The organism is Paeniglutamicibacter cryotolerans, assembly GCF_014190875.1.
Taxonomy (GTDB): Bacteria; Actinomycetota; Actinomycetes; order Actinomycetales; family Micrococcaceae; genus Paeniglutamicibacter; species Paeniglutamicibacter cryotolerans.
Window position 1 is genome coordinate 1,647,656 of sequence record NZ_JACHVS010000001.1, and the last position, 19,782, is coordinate 1,667,437.

The 19,782-nt window shown below is 65.2% G+C and carries 19 protein-coding genes, 1 tRNA gene, 1 pseudogene and 2 riboswitches; of the genes and pseudogenes, 11 read left to right on the forward strand and 10 right to left on the reverse strand.

The annotated features are described in order from the left end of the window. The first annotated feature begins 123 nt into the window (after nt 1-123). Nucleotides 124-200 (forward strand) — tRNA-Val (locus E9229_RS07765). 303 nt (nt 201-503) lie between these two features. Then, complete coding sequence (locus E9229_RS07770; RefSeq protein WP_183510666.1) at nt 504-1,445, forward strand: SPFH domain-containing protein; 942 nt, start codon at nt 504-506, stop codon at nt 1,443-1,445. 77 nt (nt 1,446-1,522) lie between these two features. Here E9229_RS07770 and E9229_RS07775 read toward each other — a convergent pair whose 3' ends face one another. Further along, nucleotides 1,523-2,590 (reverse strand): Atu2307/SP_0267 family LLM class monooxygenase, encoded by a 1,068-nt coding sequence (locus tag E9229_RS07775; protein ID WP_183510667.1) that lies wholly within the window; start codon nt 2,588-2,590, stop codon nt 1,523-1,525. A gap of 266 nt (nt 2,591-2,856) precedes the next feature. Here E9229_RS07775 and E9229_RS07780 point away from each other — a divergent pair, with 266 nt between their 5' ends. Beyond that, on the forward strand, nt 2,857-4,518 hold the full coding sequence (locus E9229_RS07780; RefSeq protein WP_312855629.1) for a threonine/serine exporter family protein: 1,662 nt from the start codon (nt 2,857-2,859) through the stop codon (nt 4,516-4,518). Here the strand turns inward: E9229_RS07780 and E9229_RS07785 are convergent. Next, complete coding sequence (locus E9229_RS07785; RefSeq protein ID WP_183510668.1) at nt 4,515-5,291, reverse strand: uracil-DNA glycosylase; 777 nt, start codon at nt 5,289-5,291, stop codon at nt 4,515-4,517. The two genes, E9229_RS07780 and E9229_RS07785, sit on opposite strands and share 4 nt — an antisense overlap. 115 nt (nt 5,292-5,406) lie before the next feature. On the opposite strand from E9229_RS07785, the gene E9229_RS07790 reads away from it, so the two are divergent. From E9229_RS07790 to groL, 3 genes are all read left to right on the forward strand, one after another. Further along, nucleotides 5,407-5,703 (forward strand): DUF3263 domain-containing protein, encoded by a 297-nt coding sequence (locus E9229_RS07790; protein ID WP_246380421.1) that lies wholly within the window; start codon nt 5,407-5,409, stop codon nt 5,701-5,703. A gap of 94 nt (nt 5,704-5,797) precedes the next feature. Further along, complete coding sequence (locus E9229_RS07795; RefSeq protein WP_183510670.1) at nt 5,798-6,460, forward strand: LytR C-terminal domain-containing protein; 663 nt, start codon at nt 5,798-5,800, stop codon at nt 6,458-6,460. Between the two features lie 277 nt (nt 6,461-6,737). Further along, entirely contained in the window at nt 6,738-8,366 is a 1,629-nt protein-coding gene (gene groL, locus E9229_RS07800; protein ID WP_183510671.1) for a chaperonin GroEL, read from the forward strand. A 122-nt stretch (nt 8,367-8,488) separates the two neighbouring features. On the opposite strand, the gene E9229_RS07805 is transcribed toward groL, so the two are convergent. The 7 genes and pseudogenes from E9229_RS07805 to E9229_RS20035 all read right to left on the reverse strand — a co-directional run. After that, the gene (locus E9229_RS07805; protein ID WP_183510672.1) at nt 8,489-9,388 is read right to left on the reverse strand and encodes a DUF4031 domain-containing protein; all 900 of its coding nucleotides are present in this window, start codon (nt 9,386-9,388) and stop codon (nt 8,489-8,491) included. A gap of 39 nt (nt 9,389-9,427) precedes the next feature. Continuing rightward, nucleotides 9,428-9,718 (reverse strand): WXG100 family type VII secretion target, encoded by a 291-nt coding sequence (locus E9229_RS07810; protein ID WP_183510673.1) that lies wholly within the window; start codon nt 9,716-9,718, stop codon nt 9,428-9,430. A gap of 118 nt (nt 9,719-9,836) precedes the next feature. After that, nucleotides 9,837-11,333 (reverse strand): sensor histidine kinase, encoded by a 1,497-nt coding sequence (locus tag E9229_RS07815; protein ID WP_312855630.1) that lies wholly within the window; start codon nt 11,331-11,333, stop codon nt 9,837-9,839. Nucleotides 11,334-11,347: 14 nt separating this feature from the next. Beyond that, the gene (locus E9229_RS07820) at nt 11,348-12,058 is read right to left on the reverse strand and encodes a response regulator transcription factor (protein WP_183510674.1); all 711 of its coding nucleotides are present in this window, start codon (nt 12,056-12,058) and stop codon (nt 11,348-11,350) included. Between the two features lie 84 nt (nt 12,059-12,142). Then, nucleotides 12,143-12,370, reverse strand: coding sequence for a hypothetical protein (locus E9229_RS07825; protein ID WP_183510675.1), 228 nt, complete (start codon nt 12,368-12,370; stop codon nt 12,143-12,145). A gap of 38 nt (nt 12,371-12,408) precedes the next feature. After that, the gene (locus E9229_RS19320; RefSeq protein ID WP_407671358.1) at nt 12,409-12,966 is read right to left on the reverse strand and encodes a transposase; all 558 of its coding nucleotides are present in this window, start codon (nt 12,964-12,966) and stop codon (nt 12,409-12,411) included. Nucleotides 12,967-13,096: 130 nt separating this feature from the next. Then, a pseudogene (locus tag E9229_RS20035) lies at nt 13,097-13,882 on the reverse strand (transposase); the annotation flags it as partial. Nucleotides 13,883-14,143: 261 nt separating this feature from the next. Between E9229_RS20035 and E9229_RS07835 the strand changes: the two are divergent. Together E9229_RS07835 and E9229_RS07840 are read left to right on the forward strand one after the other, a co-directional pair. Continuing rightward, nucleotides 14,144-14,527, forward strand: coding sequence for a cold-shock protein (locus tag E9229_RS07835; RefSeq protein WP_183510677.1), 384 nt, complete (start codon nt 14,144-14,146; stop codon nt 14,525-14,527). 4 nt (nt 14,528-14,531) lie between these two features. Further along, complete coding sequence (locus tag E9229_RS07840) at nt 14,532-14,981, forward strand: DUF3027 domain-containing protein (protein WP_183510678.1); 450 nt, start codon at nt 14,532-14,534, stop codon at nt 14,979-14,981. A gap of 175 nt (nt 14,982-15,156) precedes the next feature. On the opposite strand, the gene serC is transcribed toward E9229_RS07840, so the two are convergent. Beyond that, on the reverse strand, nt 15,157-16,278 hold the full coding sequence (gene serC, locus E9229_RS07845; protein ID WP_183510679.1) for a phosphoserine transaminase: 1,122 nt from the start codon (nt 16,276-16,278) through the stop codon (nt 15,157-15,159). 172 nt (nt 16,279-16,450) lie between these two features. Between serC and E9229_RS07850 the strand changes: the two genes are divergently transcribed. From E9229_RS07850 to E9229_RS19325, 3 genes are all read left to right on the forward strand, one after another. After that, nucleotides 16,451-17,146, forward strand: a complete 696-nt coding sequence (locus tag E9229_RS07850; protein ID WP_183510680.1) for a metal-dependent transcriptional regulator — start codon at nt 16,451-16,453, stop codon at nt 17,144-17,146. A gap of 106 nt (nt 17,147-17,252) precedes the next feature. After that, a riboswitch (cyclic di-AMP (ydaO/yuaA leader) is annotated at nt 17,253-17,417 on the forward strand. Between the two features lie 3 nt (nt 17,418-17,420). Continuing rightward, the gene (locus E9229_RS07855) at nt 17,421-18,440 is read left to right on the forward strand and encodes a M23 family metallopeptidase (protein ID WP_246380425.1); all 1,020 of its coding nucleotides are present in this window, start codon (nt 17,421-17,423) and stop codon (nt 18,438-18,440) included. Nucleotides 18,441-18,570: 130 nt separating this feature from the next. Beyond that, nucleotides 18,571-18,722, forward strand: a riboswitch (cyclic di-AMP (ydaO/yuaA leader). A 5-nt stretch (nt 18,723-18,727) separates the two neighbouring features. Continuing rightward, nucleotides 18,728-19,642 (forward strand): C40 family peptidase, encoded by a 915-nt coding sequence (locus E9229_RS19325; protein WP_312855631.1) that lies wholly within the window; start codon nt 18,728-18,730, stop codon nt 19,640-19,642. Nucleotides 19,643-19,782: the final 140 nt, after the last annotated feature.

Sequence of the window (19,782 nt, forward strand, 5' to 3'; positions counted from 1 at the left end):
TCGACAACGCGCCGGTGAACGCGGCCTCGGGCCGCTAAGCCGCCTTCGGGACGTGTCGATTTGGCGCGGGCCCCGGTGCTCGGCTAACCTTGCAAGGTACACCCCCCACAGGGCGTGCCAAACGGTTCTTTAGCTCAGTTGGTTAGAGCGCTCGCTTCACACGCGAGAGGTCAGCAGTTCGAGTCTGCTAAGAACCACCAGAGGAATTTACAGTAAAAACCCCGGAAACCCGGGGTTTTTTTATTTTCGGGACAGTTCGAACCGTGATGGCTCACGGGCGTTGGCCCTAAGCGGCGCCTCCTCCCGGTGGAGATTGGTTCCCGCAGAGCCATTCGCCGGGTCGGCCGCCAGAGCTATGCACCCGCCGGCGGGCCGGGTTTAGCCCCCGCGCACTGCTGGCTTAGGATTCATTATGGTCATCGTTTGGTTTTATTAATTCCAAATCGTCGTGCACGTTTCAGGCCGTCCCCGGGGCGGCCTTTTCATTACCCGAAGGAATCCCCATGTTCTGGTTCGTCACGGGCGTCATCCTCGCCCTGGTCGCAATTTCGCTGTTTATCTCCCTCGCCGGCTCACGCAAGGACCAGGAAGCCGGGTCACCGGCGTGGCTCAAGATGGCCGCACCGGCAACCGCAGTGCTTGCCGTGGCCACCATCGTGCTCTCCACCATCTACACGCAGGACGAGGGCGAGGCGCGGGCCATGCGTTCCTTTACCGGCGAATTGGTTGGTTCCGATGTGTCCCCCGGCCTCGGATACAAGGCTCCGTGGGTGAAGGACATCAGCTTCGATACGCGCAACAACATCGCGGCCTACGTGGGAGACGGGAGCCTGGACTTCAATGGCGGCCGGCCCACCGGAAACCAGATCAGCTTCACCGACAAGGATTCGGCCGCCGGCAACATCGACGTCGTCGTCACGTATTCGATCCTTCCGGATCGGATCGAGGACATCTACCGTGAGTACAAGTCGCAGGAGAACTTCCGGTCGCGCCTGATCGAACAGGACATCCGGGCCACCGTCCGCACCGTCCCGGCGAACTATTCCACGGTGGAGGTGCTCACCCAGCGGGCCAAGATCAGCGACGGCATCCAGGAGGCCCTCGCCAAGCGCTGGGAACGCTGGGGTGTGACCAGCGTGCAGGTCGCCCTGCAGGAGATCCGTTACCCGGATGCAATCATGGAGCGCTTCAGCAACCTCACCGCAGAGCGCACCCGTGCGGAGGAAGCGAAGGCAGCGACCGTGACGGCTAAGGAAACCGCTGCCCAACGTGTCGCCCAGGCGCGGGGCGAAGCCGAGGCGAACGCCCTGCTCGAGAAGTCGCTGACGCCCGCCGTCCTGGAGAACCGCCGTATCGAAATGCTCAAGGCGGTGGGCGAGAAGGGGAACCTCATCATCACCGACGGGAAGTCCACCCCATTGATCAGCGTGGAAACCAAGAAGTAGCCACCGGCCACTCCCCGGCCGGGGAGCGGCAGGCCAGTGGGGAAGCCGTGCCCCGGCGATTCCGGGCGGACGTGCCGTCAGCGGACCTTCTGGCCGAGCATGTCCAGCACCATGGGCTTGACCTCGGTGCCCAGCAGCTCGATGCTGCGCACCATCTCCTCGTGCGGCAGCGTGCCGGCGCTGTACTTGAGGTCAACGCGGGAGAGGCCCAGCCCGCGGGCGAACGTCGCGATCTTGCGGGCCACGGTCCCGGGGCTGCCCGCCAGCAGGGATCCGTCCTCGGTGGCTCCGGCCTTGAAACGCGTGAACGATGCCGGCGGCCAGCCGCGTTCGGCGCCCAGGCGGTCCATGGTGCGCTTGTAGTGCGGCCAAAGGATCTCGAGCGCCTCCTCGTCGGTGTCGGCGACGAACCCGTGGAAGTGCGCTCCTATGCGCTGTTCGGGCTGCTGCTGTTCGGCCAGTGCGCGCTTGTACAGGCGGGTCAGCGGTTCGAACGCCATCGGCTGTCCGCCGATGATGGCCAGGAAGAGCGGCAGCCCGTGGCGGGCCGCGCGGACTACCGAGTCGGGGCTTCCTCCCACGCCCACCCAGGTGGCCAGCTTGCCGGATTCTGTGGGCGGGTAGACATGCTGCTTGTTAAGCGGCGTGCGCTGGGTGCCGCGCCAGGTGACGGGCCCTTCCTGGCGCAGCGCGGCGAAGAGGGCGAGCTTTTCCTCGAAGAGGACCTCGTAGTCCTGCAGGTCGTAGCCGAAGAGCGGGAAGGACTCCACGAAGGAGCCGCGACCCAGAATGACCTCGGCGCGGCCGTTGGACAGGGCGTCGACCGTGGAGAAGCGCTCGAACACGCGCACCGGGTCATCCGAGCTGAGCACCGTCACGGCGGATCCGAGGCGGATCCGTTCGGTGACGGCGGCAATCGCACCGAGGACGACCTCGGGGGCCGAAACGGCGTAGTCGTCGCGGTGGTGCTCTCCGACGCCGAAGAAGTCCAGCCCGGCGGATTCCGCCGCGACGGCCTCTGCCACCACGTTCCTGACCACCTGCGCGTGCGACAGCAGCTGCCCGTCGAGGCCCTGGGTCAGGTCGCCGAACGTTTCCACCCCGATTTCGAGTGGTGTGCTGGATGCTTCAGTTGACGTCGGCATGCGTGCCTCCCTGCGGATCAAAGTTATATGCGTTTGCATTTATTTTTATCCAACCGGGAGACGCCGTCGGTTATTCCCGGCCCAGCATCGAGCGTACGCTTCTTCCTCCGGCGGTGACAGGGGAAAACGGACTCCCGGGACGGCTTCGGTAGGCGACGCGGTGTGGCCGGGAAGCAGGCGCCTGTGAGATAGGAAACGAGACCGGAGAAATGCCATGCGGCGACTGTAGAGTGGTGCGCAGCAGCAGCCATGAGCAAGGAGAACCTGTGTCCACGGGCAAAGAACCCCAGCCCCCTCGAGACCGGGTCCTGGGGGACGATCCGAACCCGCCGGTTTCTGCCATGCGGCGGATCAGCATCGAAGAACTCAACACTCCCGAAGCGAGGGTCGGGTCCGTCCGCGGGCCCGGAAAGCGCACCGCGGGTGCCAACCAGGGAACAGCCGCCGGTGCAGCCAAGCGGCGGGCGCCTGCGGAAACGGGGCAGGTAGGGGTCTCGGCCACCGGCAAGCCCGTGGTTCCGGCCCGAGCCAACCCGGTGGCGCTGAGCAAGCTCTCGCGCCTGCTTCAATCCGATGCTCCGCCGACGCAGGCCTTCTCGATCGTCGACCGGCTGGTCGGCAGCCCCTACGCCAACCCCAAGGTCAATACCTCGGCGCACGATGCCAGTGCCCGCAAGACCCTGGAATTTGCTCTGGACCTCGCCGAAACCATGTTCCGCTATGGGGCTGGCGCGTTGGAGGTTGAAACCAGCATCATCGCCTCGACAGCGGCACTGGGGCTCAGCAACGTCGACGTGGACATCACCAACCAGTCGATCAACCTGAACTACTCGCCGCCGGACACCGTTCCCTATGCGCTGCTGCGCGTCGTGCGCTCCTGGACCAACAACTATGCGGGCCTGGCGCTGGTGCACCAGCTGGTCTCAGACATCGTCGGAGGCGGTGTGACCCGGCAGCAGTCCGTGGACCGGCTGCGCGGGATCACCCGGAACCCGAAGCCGTTCCCCAGATGGATCGTCGCCGGTGCCGGTGGAGGCTTCGCCGCTCTGTTTGTGCTGTTCATCGGAGGTTCGTGGCAGGGTGCGCTCATCGCGTTCGCCTCCTCGCTGCTGGTCGCCCAGATTGCCAAGTACGGTGGGCGCTGGCACGTGCCCGAGTTCTTTTCGACCGCTGCGAGCAGCTTCGTGGTCACAGCGCTCGCCATCTTGTTCTACGCGCTCGATGTGCCTATTTCCCCGGCGATCGTGGTCTCCGGCGGCATCCTGCTGCTGTTGCCCTCGGCCCGCTTCGTGTCAGCGGTGCAGGACGCCATCAATGGCTTCCCGGTCACGGCGGCGGGTCGGCTGTTCTCCGCGACGCTGGTCTATGCCTCGATCCTGAGCGGGATCATGGCGGCGTTGGTGCTCAGTGAACTGCTCGGTGCCCCTGCCGTCAACGTTCTGGGTATCGACAAGATCTCCTACCCCGGGTGGATCCTGGTCCTGTTGGTGGTCTGCGCGGTGATTCTGGGCGCCATTACCGAACAAAGCGCGCACAAGCTGCTGTTGCCCACCGGAGCGGTGGCCCTGCTGGGATACCTGATCATGCTCGGAGCCCAGGCGCTCGGCGCCGGAGACCGGCTGGCGCCGGCGGTCGCGGCCACGTTCATCGGCATGGCGGCCCGCTGGGTGGCACTGCGCATGGGCGCTCCACAGCTGGTGATCGCCGTGCCGGCCATCGTCTTCCTGCTGCCCGGGCTGATGATCTTCCGGGCGATGTACGGGATCGGGCTGAACCCCGAGGACATGACCGGCGGCATGATCGACATGTTCAACGCCTTCCTGATCATCTTGGCCATTGCCGGAGGGGTGGTCTTCGGCGACACCATCGCCCGCCCCTTCACCCGCGGCCACGGATCGAACGAGCGCAAGAACATCCGCCGCCGTTAGTGCCCGCCGGCCTGCATCGGCAGCGACCAGTCAATCGGTTCGGCCCCTTGGGTGGCCAGCAGCTCATTGACCCGGCTGAACGGACGCGAGCCGAAGAAGCCTCGGCGGGCCGATAGCGGCGAGGGGTGCGCACTTTCGATCACGGCCGTGCCCTCTAGCGCCGGAGCCAGCGATTGGGCGTCCTTGCCCCACAGCACCGAGACCAGCGGCGCCCTGCGGGCCACCAGCGCCGCGATCACCGCGTCGGTGATGTGCTGCCAGCCCAGCGAACGATGCGACCCCGCGTTGCCGGCGCCCACGGTCAGGACTCGGTTCAGCAGCAGCACGCCTTGATCCGCCCAGGCCGAGAGGTCCCCGTGCGCAGGTGTGGTGATGCCGGTATCCGAGGCGAGCTCCTTGTATATGTTCTGCAGGCTGCGCGGCAGCGGGCGCACCCGGGCCTCGGTGGCGAAGCTCAGGCCGATGGGGTGCCCCGGGGTCGGATAGGGGTCCTGCCCGACGATCAGGACCCGGACGCCGGCGAGTGGTGCCCGCAGGGCGCGCAGCACGTGGGTCGGTTCCGGAAGGACCGATTCCCCCGCGTCGCGTCGGGCATCCAGCATTGAGCCTAGCGCCACGAGTTGGTCGGACACGGCCTCCAGCGCCCGGGCCCAGTCCGGAGCCATGGCTTCGGCGGCCAGTGCCGCGGGAATGCCGCCAGCAAATGGCCAGGGTTCGAAGGGTCCGGGCCCGGGGTCGGGAAGTTCGAAGAGGGAGCCCTGTGCATCATCCATACCATCCATTCTGGCCCCTGTGACTCCGCCGACTGTAAATGACACAGGTGTCGTGAGTGCCTAGAATGGAGGGTGCGCGGTGACCGGCTGGGGATCCGCAATGAGGAGGAGTAAGATGCCCGCGGAACCGCTGAATTTGGATTTCACGCCCGACCCGGAATGCGGGTTGGACGAGCGGTCGCAGCGGATCCTGGCCCTGGAGCGGCAGTGGTGGAAGTACGCCGGAGCCAAGGAACAGGCCATCTCCGAACTGTTTTCCATTCCGGCCGCCAATTACTACCAGCTGCTGAACACACTGATCGACACGGAGGCCGCTTTGGCCTATGACCCGATGCTGGTCAAGCGATTGCGTAGACTACGATCCACGAGGCATCGCGCCCGTTCGGCCAAGCGGATCGGCACCGAATCGTAGCTCCGGGCGCCATCCGCGCCAGAACAGGGGAACCATCCCTCCGGGGCGATGGGCACGTTGAATCACCATGCAGGCAAGACCACCGAGGACGGGCATGACCAATTATCCGCGCGATGAATTCGATCGTGTTCCCGAGTTCAGCAACCGCAACGGAGCGCATCGTGCGGCCGGCTGGGCCGCATCAGCGGCATCAGCCGGTGGCGGCTCGGGATTGCGCTGGCTGATGATCACGGGGGCGTTTGCCCTGTTTGTCGGGCTGTTCAGCTTCTTGCTGCTCCCCGGGATGCTTGGCGGCCAGGACCCGCAGCCCATCCCTCCCGCCACCGCGCCCAGCGCGACGCCGAGCACCACGAAGAAGCCCGCCCCGACGAAGGCCAGCACCGAGCCCAAGGCGACTGGTTCCACGGGGGCGACCGGCGCCGTGGAACTGCCCGAGTCAACGTCGAACCCGGGGCCGACGGCTACGGACGCCGAGGCGCTGGCCAACAAGGCGGCAAAGATCGGCATCTACAATGGATCGACCCGCGGAGGGTTGGCTGGAACCGGTACCAGAACGCTCAATGGCGCCGGTTTCACTCAGGTATCGGCCGGAAACTGGACCAAGAAGGTCACGTACTCCACCGTCTACTACCGGCAGGCATCTTCCAAGTCCACGGCTGAAGCGGCTGCCGAGGCGCTGGGAATCACCTCGGTGATGCAGAGCACCAACATTCCCGGCGAGATTGCCGTGGTTCTTGGACGTAACTTTAATCCGTAGACCGGCTGGGACTTCGCTGGAAGCGGAGTCCCGTGGCTTGCACTCTCCATGCCTGAGTGCCAAGATTTGAGTTAGCACTCGCGTGCCCCGACTGCCAGAGAATCGGTGTTTCATTGCCGCAATCTGGTCTGACAAAGGGCGCAGCGCAGTGAGTCCTTGATCAGAGCAGCGAGGTTGATCGGCGCCCCGGCCCATGCCGGTGCCGGAAAACCGTCCGTCGCGGGCGTTGCCTCCGGTCACTGTTACGCATGAACGTCCCGAAAGGACCACAGCCGTTATGGCCAAGATGATTGCATTTGACGAAGAAGCACGCCGCGGACTTGAGCGCGGCCTGAACATCCTGGCAGATGCCGTAAAGGTAACCCTGGGCCCCCGCGGCCGCAACGTCGTGCTGGAGAAGAAGTGGGGCGCACCCACGATCACCAACGACGGCGTCTCCATCGCCAAGGAGATCGAGCTCGAGGATCCGTACGAGAAGATCGGTGCGGAACTCGTCAAGGAAGTTGCCAAGAAGACCGATGACGTCGCAGGCGACGGTACCACCACCGCCACCGTCCTGGCGCAGGCCCTCGTCAAGGAAGGCCTGCGCAACGTTGCCGCCGGCGCCGATCCGCTGTCGCTGAAGCGCGGCATCGAGAAGGCTGTCGAAGCCGTCACCGTCGAGCTGCTCGCCTCCGCCAAGGAAATCGAAACCAAGGAAGAAATCGCCGCCACCGCGTCGATTTCCGCCGGTGACAACGAAATCGGCGCACTGATCGCCGAGGCGCTGGACAAGGTCGGCAAGGAAGGTGTCATCACCGTCGAGGAGTCGAACACCTTCGGCCTCGAGCTTGAGCTCACCGAGGGCATGCGCTTCGATAAGGGCTACATCTCCGCTTACTTCGTCACCGACAACGAGCGCCAGGAAACCGTCCTCGAGGATCCGTACATCCTGATCGTCAACTCGAAGATCTCCAACGTCAAGGATCTGGTGAACATCCTCGAGAAGGTCATGCAGTCCAACAAGCCGCTGCTGATCATCGCCGAGGACATCGAAGGCGAGGCTCTGGCCACGCTGATCGTGAACAAGATCCGCGGCCTGTTCAAGTCCGTCGCCGTCAAGGCCCCGGGCTTCGGTGACCGTCGCAAGGCCATGCTTGCCGACATCGCCATCCTCTCCGGTGGACAGGTCATCGCCGAGGAAATCGGTCTGAAGCTGGAAAACGCCACCCTCGAACTGCTGGGCTCCGCCCGCAAGGTCGTTGTCACCAAGGACGAGACCACCATCGTCGAAGGTGCTGGCGACGCCGAGGAAATCGCTGGCCGTGTCAACCAGATCCGCGCAGAGATCGAGAACTCCGATTCGGATTACGACCGTGAGAAGCTGCAGGAGCGCCTTGCCAAGTTGGCCGGCGGCGTTGCGGTCATCAAGGCCGGTGCCGCCACCGAGGTCGAGCTCAAGGAGCGCAAGCACCGCATCGAAGATGCAGTGCGAAATGCCAAGGCAGCAGTGGAAGAAGGCATTGTCGCCGGCGGCGGCGTTGCACTCATCCAGGCCGGCGCCAAGGCATTCGCCAAGCTGGAACTGGTCGGGGACGAGGCAACCGGTGCGAACATCGTGCGCGTTGCCATCGAAGCACCGCTGCGCCAGATCGCCTTCAACGCCGGCATGGAGCCGGGCGTTGTAGCCGACAAGGTCAAGAGCCTTCCGGCAGGCCACGGCCTGAACGCTGCCACCGGTGAGTACGTCGACCTGCTGGCAGCCGGCGTCAATGACCCGGTCAAGGTCACCCGTTCGGCACTACAGAACGCCGCTTCCATCGCGGGCCTGTTCCTGACGACCGAAGCCGTCGTTGCGGACAAGCCGGTTCCGGCCGGTTCCGCTGCTCCGGGCGGCGACGACATGGGCGGCATGGGCGGCTTCTAGTCCCTACGCCTTCCCTGTTCGTTCAGCGGACATGGTGCAAGCCGCGGTTCACTTCCCTGTGGGTAGGTGAACCGCGGCTTGCCGTATTTAAGGCGGTGTAACCGAACCGCGTCAGGTCACCGCTATCCGGCGGACCTCAGTGCGGTGATTTCGGCCGTTAGGTTCGCCCGGGCCGATCCTTCCCATAGCGCGGCGCCAGTGGGCGTGGAGTAGAGCGAGCCGGATTCCAACAGCGCGGACAGGATACGAGCCCGGCCATCCCGGAAAATCGCCTCCGGGACATGGGCATACTCGCGGTGAACGGACTGCGCATAGCGGGCATACGCTCCAGTGGACCTGCCAAGTACCTCGAGGTCCGCGTCGCAAAGCAGGGCCCCGGCCGCGTCTGCGGCCATGGGGCGGTGCGTGGCCGTGAGCCGGACGAGCCGGATAACCTCGGCGCATTCCGGGCCGCCGATGCCGGCGCCGGGCAGCAGCGCGGCGGCCAAGGCGGCAGAAGCTTCCTCGTCCCCACCGGGAACCCCGGCATAGACGGCGTCGTGGAACCAGGCAGCCAAAACCACGGCGCGGGGATGGGCCCCGGAGGGTTCGCCCGCGGAGACCAGCCTGTCGATTGCTGCGAGAACGGCGAGCAGATGCGCCCTGTCGTGGTAGCTGCGGTGTTCCTCCGACCAGCGGGTGAGCAGGTCCCGGCCCAGCTGCGGTGCGCCGGGGAGCAGCACTTCCCAACGGGCCAACAGTACTGCGTCCAACCGCTCGGGGCGTTCGCGGGCTGGGATCCGGAGTCCCGAACGCAGCAGCCTCCGCACCAGCTCGCTGGCGCTGACCGGCAGGGCCCCGGCGGCCACGAGGGTGGCCTGGCGCCGCTGTGGAACGTCGTAGTGGTCACGGTCGAAGGCCCGTTCAGGCAGGCCGGCGGTCCGCGCGAACGCATGGAGCTCCTCGATGGAAGTATCGGAGACCAGATGGGAAAACAGGGTTCCGTGGGCCGGCCACAGGGGCGGGTCGATCAGTATTGCCACGATCCCAGCCTAGCGCCGGCCTGCCCGGCCCCGGTGCTCCTAGTACGTGAACATCGCGGCATTGGTCTGCTCGGCCTGGTCATAGAACTCTGAGGCTCGGGTCAGTGCCGTGCCGATGCCGGTCAGTGAATCCTCGACGCGCGACTGGGTGGCCCGCCAGTCGGCGATCACCGACTGGAAGTTGGCCGAAGCGGATCCCTGCCAGGTGGACGCCAGATCCTGCAGTCCAGATTGCAAGGCGTTGACGTCTCCGCGGAGTCGCTCGATGGTGTTCTGCACGGCCAGGCTGCGGGACCGCATCTCGGCCGTATTGGCGGCAAATGTGCTCATGATCTTCGTGTGCCCCCTTGAATCGGGTCCGGGTGCCGCCGGATGGTGGCACCCGAACCCAGCGTAGGACTAGCGGCACGAACCCTGATCCGGGGGAGGGCCGGGCCGTGGGATGGATCTAGTCCGAGGAGTCGTCGGTGGAGGAGGAGTCGGGCGGGACGTAGGGAAGGTGGATGGACATGGTCGCTCCGCCGCCGGGGGTCTCGTTGAGCCGGATCGAGCCGTCGTGCTGTTTGACGATCGCCGCGACGATCGCCAGCCCCAGTCCGGAGCCGCCGGTTTCGCGCTGACGCGAGGAGTCCGCCCGGTAGAAGCGCTCGAAGACGCGCCCGGCCTCCTCCTCGGAGATACCAGGTCCATGGTCGCGGATCTCCAGCACCGCATCGGAACGCCCGTTGATCACCGGAAGCACACCCACGGCAATCTCCATGGGACTGCCTGCGGGGGTGTAGCGCAGGGCATTGGTCATCAGGTTCGCCACGACTTGGCGCAGCCTGGGCTCGTCGCCTGCCGTCGGCGCCCTGCCCGGAGCGCCACCCTGCAACCCGACCAGCCGGACCACACGGTCCGGGGCGTTGACCCGGGCATCCTCGGCAGCATCCCCGGCGAGCATGAGCAGATCCAGGGGGCGGCGCTCCAGCGGCCGCTGTTCGTCCAGCCTGGCCAGCAGCAGCAGGTCCTCAACGAGCTGGCCCATGCGCTTGGCCTCGGCCTCGATTCGGCCCATGGCCATCGCCAGCTGGTCGGGGTCCGCTAGGCCTCCCTGACGGTAGAACTCCGAGTACCCCTGGATGGTCACCAACGGGGTACGCAGCTCGTGTGAAGCATCCTGGATGAAGCGTCGCATCTTGCGTTCGGATTCTGCACGCCCGCGGAAGGCGTGTTCGATGTGGGCGAGCATGGCGTTCAGCGACCGCGAGAGCCGCCCGACCTCGGTCTCCGGGGGGTATTCCTCAACGCGTCGCGAGAGGTCGCCCGCAGCAATCGCCGCGGCCGTGCGTTCGACGCGCAGCAGCGGCGTGAATGCACGGCTGGTGATTCCGTAGGCAATCATCGACATCAGCAGCGTGGCGAGCATGCCCGTGGATATGATCAGCAGTGCGGCCTTGTTCACCGTGTCGTCCACCGACTGCAACGGCAGGCCGATGGTCATCAGGTAGCCGGTAGCGTCCATCTCATAGGTGCGCACCCGCCAGCCGGCGGAGCCCGGCTGGGTGCCCGGAACGGTGATCGCAGCCGGGCTCTCGGAGCGCAGCTTATCGACGACGGCTGTGGTCAGATTCGGTATGTCCGCTGCCTGTCCGCCGACCTTCTTGGGGAGCGGCAGCTGGTACTTCAGCGTTCCCTCGTCGTCGCGGATGTCCCCGTAGAAACGCAGGAGCCCGCTTCGCGCATCGACCTTGGCGATTCCGGCGTAGGCGTTGTACATCACCGAGTTCAGCGTCGCGCTGTTCGCGCTCAGATCGCTGTCGGTCTGGGCGGTCAGCATCAGCCGCAGCGACTGGGCGGAGCTGACGGCGGTGACCAGGATCCCGAGGATCATGAGCATGCTCATCAGCGCGACCAGTTTGGATCGCAGGGAGATCTGTCGCCAGAAGCGACGCAGCTTGTGCACGATGGAGCTGGCCCTTAGCGGCGTTCGGAGGAGCGCATCAGGTAGCCGACCCCGCGCTTGGTCTGGATCAGTGAGGGCCACTCGGGCCTAGAGTCGATCTTGCGGCGCAGGTAGGAAATGTAGGACTCGACGATGGATGCGTCCCCGTTGAAGTCGTATTCCCAGACGTGGTCGAGGATCTGGGCCTTGGAGAGCACCCGGTTCGGGTTCATCATCAGGTAGCGCAGCAACTTGAACTCGGTCGGGGAGAGCTCGATGACCTCGCCGGCCCGGCGCACCTCATGGGCGTCGTCGTCGAGTTCCAGATCGTCCACGCGGATGACCGCGTCGTCGTCCTCGGCCGGCTGGGTGCGGCGCAGCACGGCGCGGATGCGGGCCACCACCTCGTCCAGGCTGAAGGGCTTGGTGACGTAGTCGTCGCCGCCGACAGTCAGCCCGGTGACCTTGTCCTCGGTGTCATCGCGTGCCGTGAGGAACAAGACGGGGAAGTGCTTCCCGGCGGCGCGCAGCCGGCGGGTGACGGTGAAGCCGTCCATGTCCGGCAGCATCACGTCGAGCACAGCGAGGTCCGGGGCTTCCTTTTCCACGGCAGCCAATGCCTCGCGGCCGTTGGCGGCGGCAACCACATCGAATCCGGCAAAGCGCAGGGAGGTGGAGAGCAGTTCGCGGATATTCGGTTCGTCATCGACGACCAACAACTTCGCTTCGGGGGTCTTCGCGTTCATGATTCACAGTCTGCTCTCTGAAACTGAATGTTTCCTGAGTGTTATCCGAACGCGATTCAGGCGAAAGCTTGACGCCCTGACCAGTTAGGAACGCCGGCGCTCGAACCAAGTCAGTCCCAGCACCACCATCAGCAGGATGAAGGCTACCGGCAACCCATAGAGCGCGATGGCGAAGAGCGCCGTCCAAGGCTGGACCGAGAATGCGTACTGGATGAGGCTCGTGATCAGGGAGAGCAGCGAAACAGCTGCGATGGCAACTGCGCTCAGGACCAGCATGCGGTGTGGGGTGGGGGTCGCGGGGGAGGTGTTCACGAGTTAAAAGCTTACAGCGGGACGGCTTAGCTTGGCATTTAACCTTTGTAGTGGGCCAGCCCGACGGGCTGGGTCACGGGTTTGACCCGATTCACGCCGCCTCGGGGACGTCCCGGACCAGCCGTGGAAGCTATCGGCGGGTTCGCCGGGTCGACCGCGTCCCGGCAGGCACGCCGATAGGTCGCCCGGACTCTTCCCGGGGTCACCTTGGACTCTGGAATGGGCTGTTGCCACGGCAAGCGGCACTCAATGGCCATTGGCCGCACCAGCCGCAGCGAGGTGTGCGCCGCGATCACGATCCAGGTCCAGCGGTCTGCCGCATTCGGTTCCCGCAGGTGGGGCCGGGCCCAGCCCAGGTTCTGTTTCAGGAAGCGGAACGTGTGCTCGATATCGAAGCGACGCAGGTACATGGACCACCAGTGATCCACCTCCCGGACATCGCCGGGGACGGGTTTGGACGCCCACAGCCACATCGGCTTTGGTGGCTGCCCACCGGGCAGGTGTTCGACGTTCAGTCCGATCACCGTGCCTTCGATGAGGGGTGGGGAACCGTGGGAATCCTTGCACCCAGCCCTGGTGTCGATTTTTTGGTGCATCCGCTCGAACGCGACCGTGCTCACGGCTCCGTACCGCTCCAGTTCCTGGACCGAACGGTGCACAGGGTCCGGGTGTGTGGCCGGATCGCGCAGAGCCAGCTTGGCTCCGTGGCGCGGCGGCCGGCCCTTGGTCGGTCCGCGGCGTGCCCCGGCCGGGGCGTAGAACACCCGTATCCGAGCGCAACCGGGCCACCAGCACCACCGGCAGGTCTTGGAGCAGCCAAGCCAGACGGGTCACGTCGTAGCCGGCATCCATGACCACCAAGACCTCGGGATCTGTGCTCTGTTGCTGCCCGGTGGCGCTCAACCGGTCAACGACGCTCCGGAGCTGATCTGCGGTGATCGCGGTCGCGTCATCGCCAGGGCGCAGCCGCACCACGTCCAGTAGCGCGGTCCAGGAGGTGGCTCCGGATTCCAGTGCGGCCACGAAAGAATAAGGCCACCCCGGAACCATTTGCGCTTGCCCGTTGCGGGCGTAGGTGTGGCAGAACGCGCGCCCGGGGCTGCAGGCGGCGTCCGGTCTCAGCCAGTTCGACACGTCCACCGCCAGCACGATTCCTTCCCGGCCATCGGGGCCCGGGATCTTGGGCACGGGCAGCGCCCCGATGAGGGTTTTCAGTGCCGCGTGGTTGATGTTCCCGGAGTTCACCGCGTCATACAGGGCGCCGTAGCCGCGGTGGTGCTCGGGTTCCAGGGACAGGTGGGCCAGGTCGGTGACTTTCCCCTGGGTACACAGCAATGCATCGGTGAGTTCGAAGAGCGCATCGGCCCTACGGGTGAGGCAGTGGTAGTAGCTTGGCCGGAACGCATCGAATTGCTGCTCGGGGCAGGAGGCTTGCGATTCACCGGAACATTCATGCATACTCATCGCCACGGCCCTCGGTCCTTTTGCTGTCTTGTTGGTACCAAACAGCATGAGAAACGAGGGCCGCTTATCGTGTCATGACACGTCGATTGAGGCGCGGAAAGTCAACAGACTTTCCGCCAGAGGTTAAATAGCAAGCTTAGGGCAAAGCCCGCGGCGGAGCGGTCCATGTCGTACCCTAGAGGAATAGACTTCCCCGGCGGATTGCGCCCGAACGGCCATGGCGGCCCGACGGAACCCGGCGCCGGGATCCGGAAGCCGGACGGGAGAACGATCCTGGACGGCCGTGACGCAAGAACGAGGTAAGCAAGAGTGCCCACCGGCAAAGTGAAATGGTACGAGCCTTCGAAGGGTTTCGGATTCCTGGTGACCGATGACGGTCAAGAGGTGTACCTCAACGCCTCGGCACTGCCAGCCGGCACCACCGAGGTGCGCCCAGGGACCCGTATGGAATTCGGCGTTGCCGAGGGCCGCAAGGGTGCCCAGGCCCTGAGCGTGCGCATCCTTGATGTCGCCCCGTCGGTGGTCCGGGCCAAGCGTAAGCCGGCCGAGACCACCGCGCTGCTGGTCGAGGACCTGATCAAGCTGCTCGACACCGTCTCCAACGGCCTGCGTAGCGGCCGTTACCCGGAAAAGGGCCAGGGCGCGACGATCGCCTCCGTCCTCCGGGCCGTAGCCGACGATCTCGACGCGTAACCCGATGGCACGCAAGGCAAAACTTGACGAGATACTGGCCGCGGCGGTCGACCGCGCCCGTGAGGCGCTGCTCGAAGTAGCTGCCCCCGAATCCGTGGGAACCCACGTCGAGGTGGTCTGTGACGGCGAACGGCTCGTCACCCACCGCTTCGAGGCGCTGGTCAGCGGCTATGGGGGATGGCACTGGTACGCCACGCTGTCCCGGATCCCGCGCGCCAAGGCCCAGGACATCACGGTGTGTGAGGTGGGGCTACTGCCCGGCCCCGATGCGCTGCTTGCCCCTGAATGGGTGCCGTGGGCTGCTCGGGTGCGTCCCGAGGAGCTGGCCCAGGAACAGGAAGTGGCTGCGGCCGAGGCCGAGGCGGTCGCCTTGGCTCTGGTCGCTGCCGCGGAGGGTGAAGAAGGCGGAGAGCACTTCGGCGACGATGCCGAAGCAGGCACCTCGGAAGCCTAGCTAAAGGTCAGAGGCCAAGGGGCCGCCCCGGTACCGACGCAGGTGCGTCGGTACCGGGGCGGCCCCTTTTGCGTGCCCGGAGCCCCCGCCGCCGACGCCAGCCGTGGCGAGAGCGGGAGAAGGTGCCGGGGAAGGAGGCGCCCGCTCCCTTCCCCGGCACCTCAGTCCATGAGGATCAGCTGTTGTCCAAGACGTAGTCGATGCACTTGAGCAGCGCGGTGATGTCATCGGGCTCGATGGCAACGAAGGTGGCGATGCGCAGCTGGTTGCGGCCGAGCTTGCGGTAGGGCTCTACGTCCACGACGCCGTTGGCGCGCAGTGTCTTGGCGATTGCCGAGGCATCCACCGAATCGTCGAAGTCGATGGTGGCGATCACGTTGGAGCGGTCCTCTGGACGCACGACGTATGGGGTTGCCGTGGCGGAGGCCTCGGCCCACGAGTAGATGCGCGAGGCCGAATCCGCGGTGCGCGCGGAGGCGAAGTCGATGCCGCCGTTGGCGTTCAGCCACTGGATCTGGGCATTGAGACCCACCAATGTGGTCAACGACGGTGTGTTGTACGTCTGGTTCAGGCGCGAATTGTCGATGGCGGTCTTCAGGTTCAGGAAGTCCGGAACCCAGCGGTCCGAGGCGGCGATGCGTTCCGCGCGCTCGATGGCCGCGGGTGAGAAGAGTGCGATCCACAGGCCGCCGTCGGAGGCGAAGTTCTTCTGCGGGGCGAAGTAGTAGACATCTGTCTCGGAGACGTCGACGGCCAGGCCGCCGGCTGCCGAGGTGGCGTCCACGACGATGAGTGCGCCGGCATCGGCCCCCTCGACGCGGGTTACCGGTGCCACGACGCCGGTGGAGGTCTCGTTCTGCGGCCAGGCATACACATCGACGCCAGCCTCGGCCACCGGTACCGGGCAGCTGCCGGGCGCCGAGGTGATGATCGAGGAGGCATCGAGGAACGGGGCCTTGTCCGTCGCCGAGGCGAACTTTGATCCGAACTCGCCGAAGCTCAGGTGCTGTGCCTTTTTCTCGACCAGGCCGAAGGCTGCGATGTCCCAAAAGGCGGTGGATCCGCCAACGCCGAGCACTACCTCGTAGCCCGCTGGCGCCTTGAAGAAGGAGAGCAGACCCGCCTGGATGTCGCGGACCAGGTTCTTCACCGGTGCCTGACGGTGCGAGGTGCCCAGCAGAGCGGTGCCGGCCTGGGAAATCGCCTGGATCTGCTCGGCCCGGACCTTTGACGGACCGGCTCCGAAGCGGCCATCTGCGGGCAGGAGTTCTTCGGGAATGGTCAGGACGGTGCTCATGCTGCTCCTCAATGATTATTCGGTGGGAGGCAGCGGGTGCGCATCGGCGCCCTTCCGCCCCGCATCAATGATCCAGCATGAGGGTGGGGAAAGCGGAACCGGATGGACTTTGTTAACGGATAGAGTTGGTGACGGAGTCCAACCATTTCAACTACTTGCAGGAGCGGCAGCCGTGTCTGACCTCATCGATACCACCGAAATGTACCTTCGGACCATCCTCGAACTCGAGGAGGAGTCCATTGTTGCGTTGCGGGCTCGCATCGCCGAGCGGCTGAACCACTCCGGTCCCACCGTTTCGCAGACCGTTGCGCGCATGGAACGTGACGGGCTTGTCGTCGTGACCCCTGACCGACACCTGGAGCTGACCGTCGCAGGGCGCCAGCTGGCCACCGAGGTGATGCGCAAGCACCGCCTGGCAGAGCGGCTGCTGGCCGATGTGATCGGACTTGATTGGGAATACGTGCACGAAGAGGCCTGCCGCTGGGAGCACGTGATGAGTGAGCGTGTCGAGAAGCGCCTTTACGCGTTGCTGGGCGAGCCTGAATCCTCGCCGTATGGGAATCCGATCCCGGGTCTCGAGGCGCTCGGTGGTCCGGAGGTCTCGGAAATATCGGCACGTGTTGAAAATCTCGATGCTGCGTTGCTGGAAGGAAACACTGGCCCCGTGCGGGTCGAGCGCCTGGCCGAGACCATTCAGGTCGAACCCGAGCTGTTGGTGCAGCTCAATGAGGGCGGGATTCGCCCCGGCGCCCTAGTCACGCTTGAACGGGCCGGTGAGTATGTGCTGGTGCGGGTTCAGGGGATCGAGGGGGCCCTGGAGCTTCCGGCTGAGGTCAGCGCGCATGTGTTTGTTCGCCGGGTTGATTGATAACGGAATTGTAACTACGGATATTTAGCCGTAGGGTTGCATTTCGGAATAAACCAGTTTTTTCCATTTCGGTCCGAAACGCTGAGCCCTGCCGGCGGACCGAGAGTGACCTCAAAAGCACATCGGCAGGGGCGGAGGACCCAACTCAAACGGCATGCGGTGATACATCGCGGCCTTGGGGTGAAGTCGAGCCCGTCAAAGTAGCGGGCCGACCGAGTCAATCTCAGACTCGAATCCGACAGCTAACTTCGCAAGCGTCATGAGAGGTAGTCAGTTGACACAGCAGAAGACTGCCGGGCGGCGTCGTGCGTCCGGACCAGTAGACGCAGCACCTGCGAAGCTCCACTTGGAGGCCATTGCCGGTGTCGCCCTCGAACTGGATGCAGCGCGCCCCCGTCGCGCCGGCCGCCGTTCCCTGGCCGTCGTGGCCGATGCCCCGATCCTCGATCAGGACGCTGCCGCGAACTACACGGGCCGCCGATTCAGTGCTTCCATGCGCTACGGCCTCCCGGTCGAGGATGCCGTCCTCGGTACCGTCGAGGAACACCCCAAAACCTTTGAAGTCCCGGCCGCCGTTGCGACGCAGGATGCCGATGAGCTGGACAACGTCCTGCGCTTCAAACCCCAAGCCCCACGTCAGGCCCGCGGATTTGCCACGAAGATCGCTGCAGTCGCAGCCGTGTCCGGGCTGGCCTTCGCCGCCGCGAGCGCCCTGGTTCCCGAGTCCAACGCGGCGCCGTCCGCCTCGGACGCACGCGTTTCCCACGCAGTCGTTGCCGATGTGACAGCGCCGACCGGACGGGACCTCGTCATTGAGCGAGCCTCGGTCTCCAGCTCCTTCACCAAGGAGGACAAGCTCACCTCGATCATGGCCGCCTCGGGCGGTGACGTCACCAAGATCGCAACCGCCGGCGTGCTTTCGGAACCGCTGAGCACCATCCGGATCACCTCCGAATACGGGTTCCGCAACAATCCGACCGGACCCGGCACCATGATCCACAGTGGCATGGACTACGGAATCCAGTGTGGAACGCCGGTCAAGGCTGCCGCTGCCGGTATCGTCGTCCAGTCCGAATGGGCCGGGCACTCTGGCCAGCGAGTTCGCGTGGATCACGGAAACGGTCTGCAGACCACCTACAACCACAACTCGGCCCTCAAGGTCTCCGTGGGACAGAAGGTCGAGCGCGGGCAGCTTGTCTCGCTTAGCGGCACCACGGGCAATTCCACGGGCTGCCACCTGCACTTCGAGGTGCTCGTCAATGGCAAGACAGTTAACCCCCGCGGCTGGTTGTAACCGAATGATCACCATTTCGTGATCAGAACGTGACTTTTGGAATCGCTTCAGATATTGTTTACATGTGCCCGGGCATCATTGCCCTGGCACCTTCGGGCGGAGTGCCGAGCACTGCCACCGACCGAGGTCCGTTCAGAAATCGCTTGGCAGTGGCGGGGGACCCAAATTTCGGATCCGCAAGGATCCTAGGGGTTAAGTGGTCAGATTCCATACGGAAGCTGACTGCCGAGTGACTCCCACTCGAATCCGACAGCTCACCTCGCAGGCATTGGGAGAGGTAATTAATAGTGTCTAAGCGTGAAATTCTGGGCCGCCACCGTGCGACTCCGGTACGAACAAACCCGCTGGAAGCCATCTCGAAGGCAGTGTCTTCGAACGCCGGCTCCGTCGGTCGCCAGGCAGCCGTCATCGCTGCGGCATCGGGCCTGGTCCTGACCCTCGGTGTTTCGCAGGGCGCGCCCACCCGTGAAGCCTCAGCGGCTCCGGTTGAAGGTCTCTCTGCTGACCGCGTTGCGGTCAAGGCAGTTACCGTCTCCAAGTCCAAGGTCAAGGCCCTCGACATCGAGCGCGCCGAACTGACCTCGAAGCCGGCTCCGGCCCCCGTCGTCGTCGCGGTGGCAACCACCGTCCGGGCTTCCACTGCGAACACCGCCGCTCCGGTGACCCGTTCGTCGGGTAACACAGCCGCTCCGGTGACCCGTTCGTCGGGTAACACAGCCGCTCCGGTGACCCGTTCGTCGGGTAACGCCTCGGCCGCTTCCATGGCCCCGATGACCCGCTCCAGCCGCGCCTCGGGAACCACCAGCAATGCTCCGGCTCCGCAGGTTTCAGCGGAAGAGTCCACCGTTGTCAGCTCCAGCCTTTCGGGCATCTCCGCAACCGCGGCCCGCTACGTCGGCGTCCCCTACGTCTGGGGCGGCAACACTCCCTCGGGCTGGGACTGCTCCGGCTTCGTAAAGTACGTCTACGCCCAGCACGGAATCAACATCGCCCGTGGCACCTCTGCGATCCGCAGCTCCGGCCAGTTCAAGCGCACCAGCAACCCGCAGCCGGGCGACTTGGTGTTCCAGAACGGTGGAGGCCACGTCGGAATCTACCTCGGCGGCGGCAAGATGATCGGTGCCCAGAACCCGTCCGTGGGCACGCTCATCCACAGTGTCACCCGCAACCCGCTCTTCGGCTACTACACGCTGGCCAAGTAGGCGCAACGCACTTCCCGCAGAACCCCCGCTCCCATGGAGCGGGGGTTCTGTGCTTAACCAAGGTGGCGTTGTCCCGTGAGCGGCGAGCGACCCTGGAACGGATCCATGACCCTATTGCCGATGCCCGCCGGAATGCACCA

Coding starts and splice junctions, on each gene's coding strand:
- E9229_RS07770 (WP_183510666.1), top strand. CDS start 504: ATGTTCTGGTTCGTCACGGGCGTCATCCTCGCCCTGGTCGCAATTTCG.
- E9229_RS07775 (WP_183510667.1), bottom strand. CDS start 2,590: ATGCCGACGTCAACTGAAGCATCCAGCACACCACTCGAAATCGGGGTG.
- E9229_RS07785 (WP_183510668.1), bottom strand. CDS start 5,291: ATGGATGATGCACAGGGCTCCCTCTTCGAACTTCCCGACCCCGGGCCC.
- E9229_RS07790 (WP_246380421.1), top strand. CDS start 5,407: ATGCCCGCGGAACCGCTGAATTTGGATTTCACGCCCGACCCGGAATGC.
- E9229_RS07795 (WP_183510670.1), top strand. CDS start 5,798: ATGACCAATTATCCGCGCGATGAATTCGATCGTGTTCCCGAGTTCAGC.
- groL (WP_183510671.1), top strand. CDS start 6,738: ATGGCCAAGATGATTGCATTTGACGAAGAAGCACGCCGCGGACTTGAG.
- E9229_RS07810 (WP_183510673.1), bottom strand. CDS start 9,718: ATGAGCACATTTGCCGCCAATACGGCCGAGATGCGGTCCCGCAGCCTG.
- E9229_RS07820 (WP_183510674.1), bottom strand. CDS start 12,058: ATGAACGCGAAGACCCCCGAAGCGAAGTTGTTGGTCGTCGATGACGAA.
- E9229_RS19320 (WP_407671358.1), bottom strand. CDS start 12,966: ATGCACCAAAAAATCGACACCAGGGCTGGGTGCAAGGATTCCCACGGT.
- E9229_RS07840 (WP_183510678.1), top strand. CDS start 14,532: ATGGCACGCAAGGCAAAACTTGACGAGATACTGGCCGCGGCGGTCGAC.
- serC (WP_183510679.1), bottom strand. CDS start 16,278: ATGAGCACCGTCCTGACCATTCCCGAAGAACTCCTGCCCGCAGATGGC.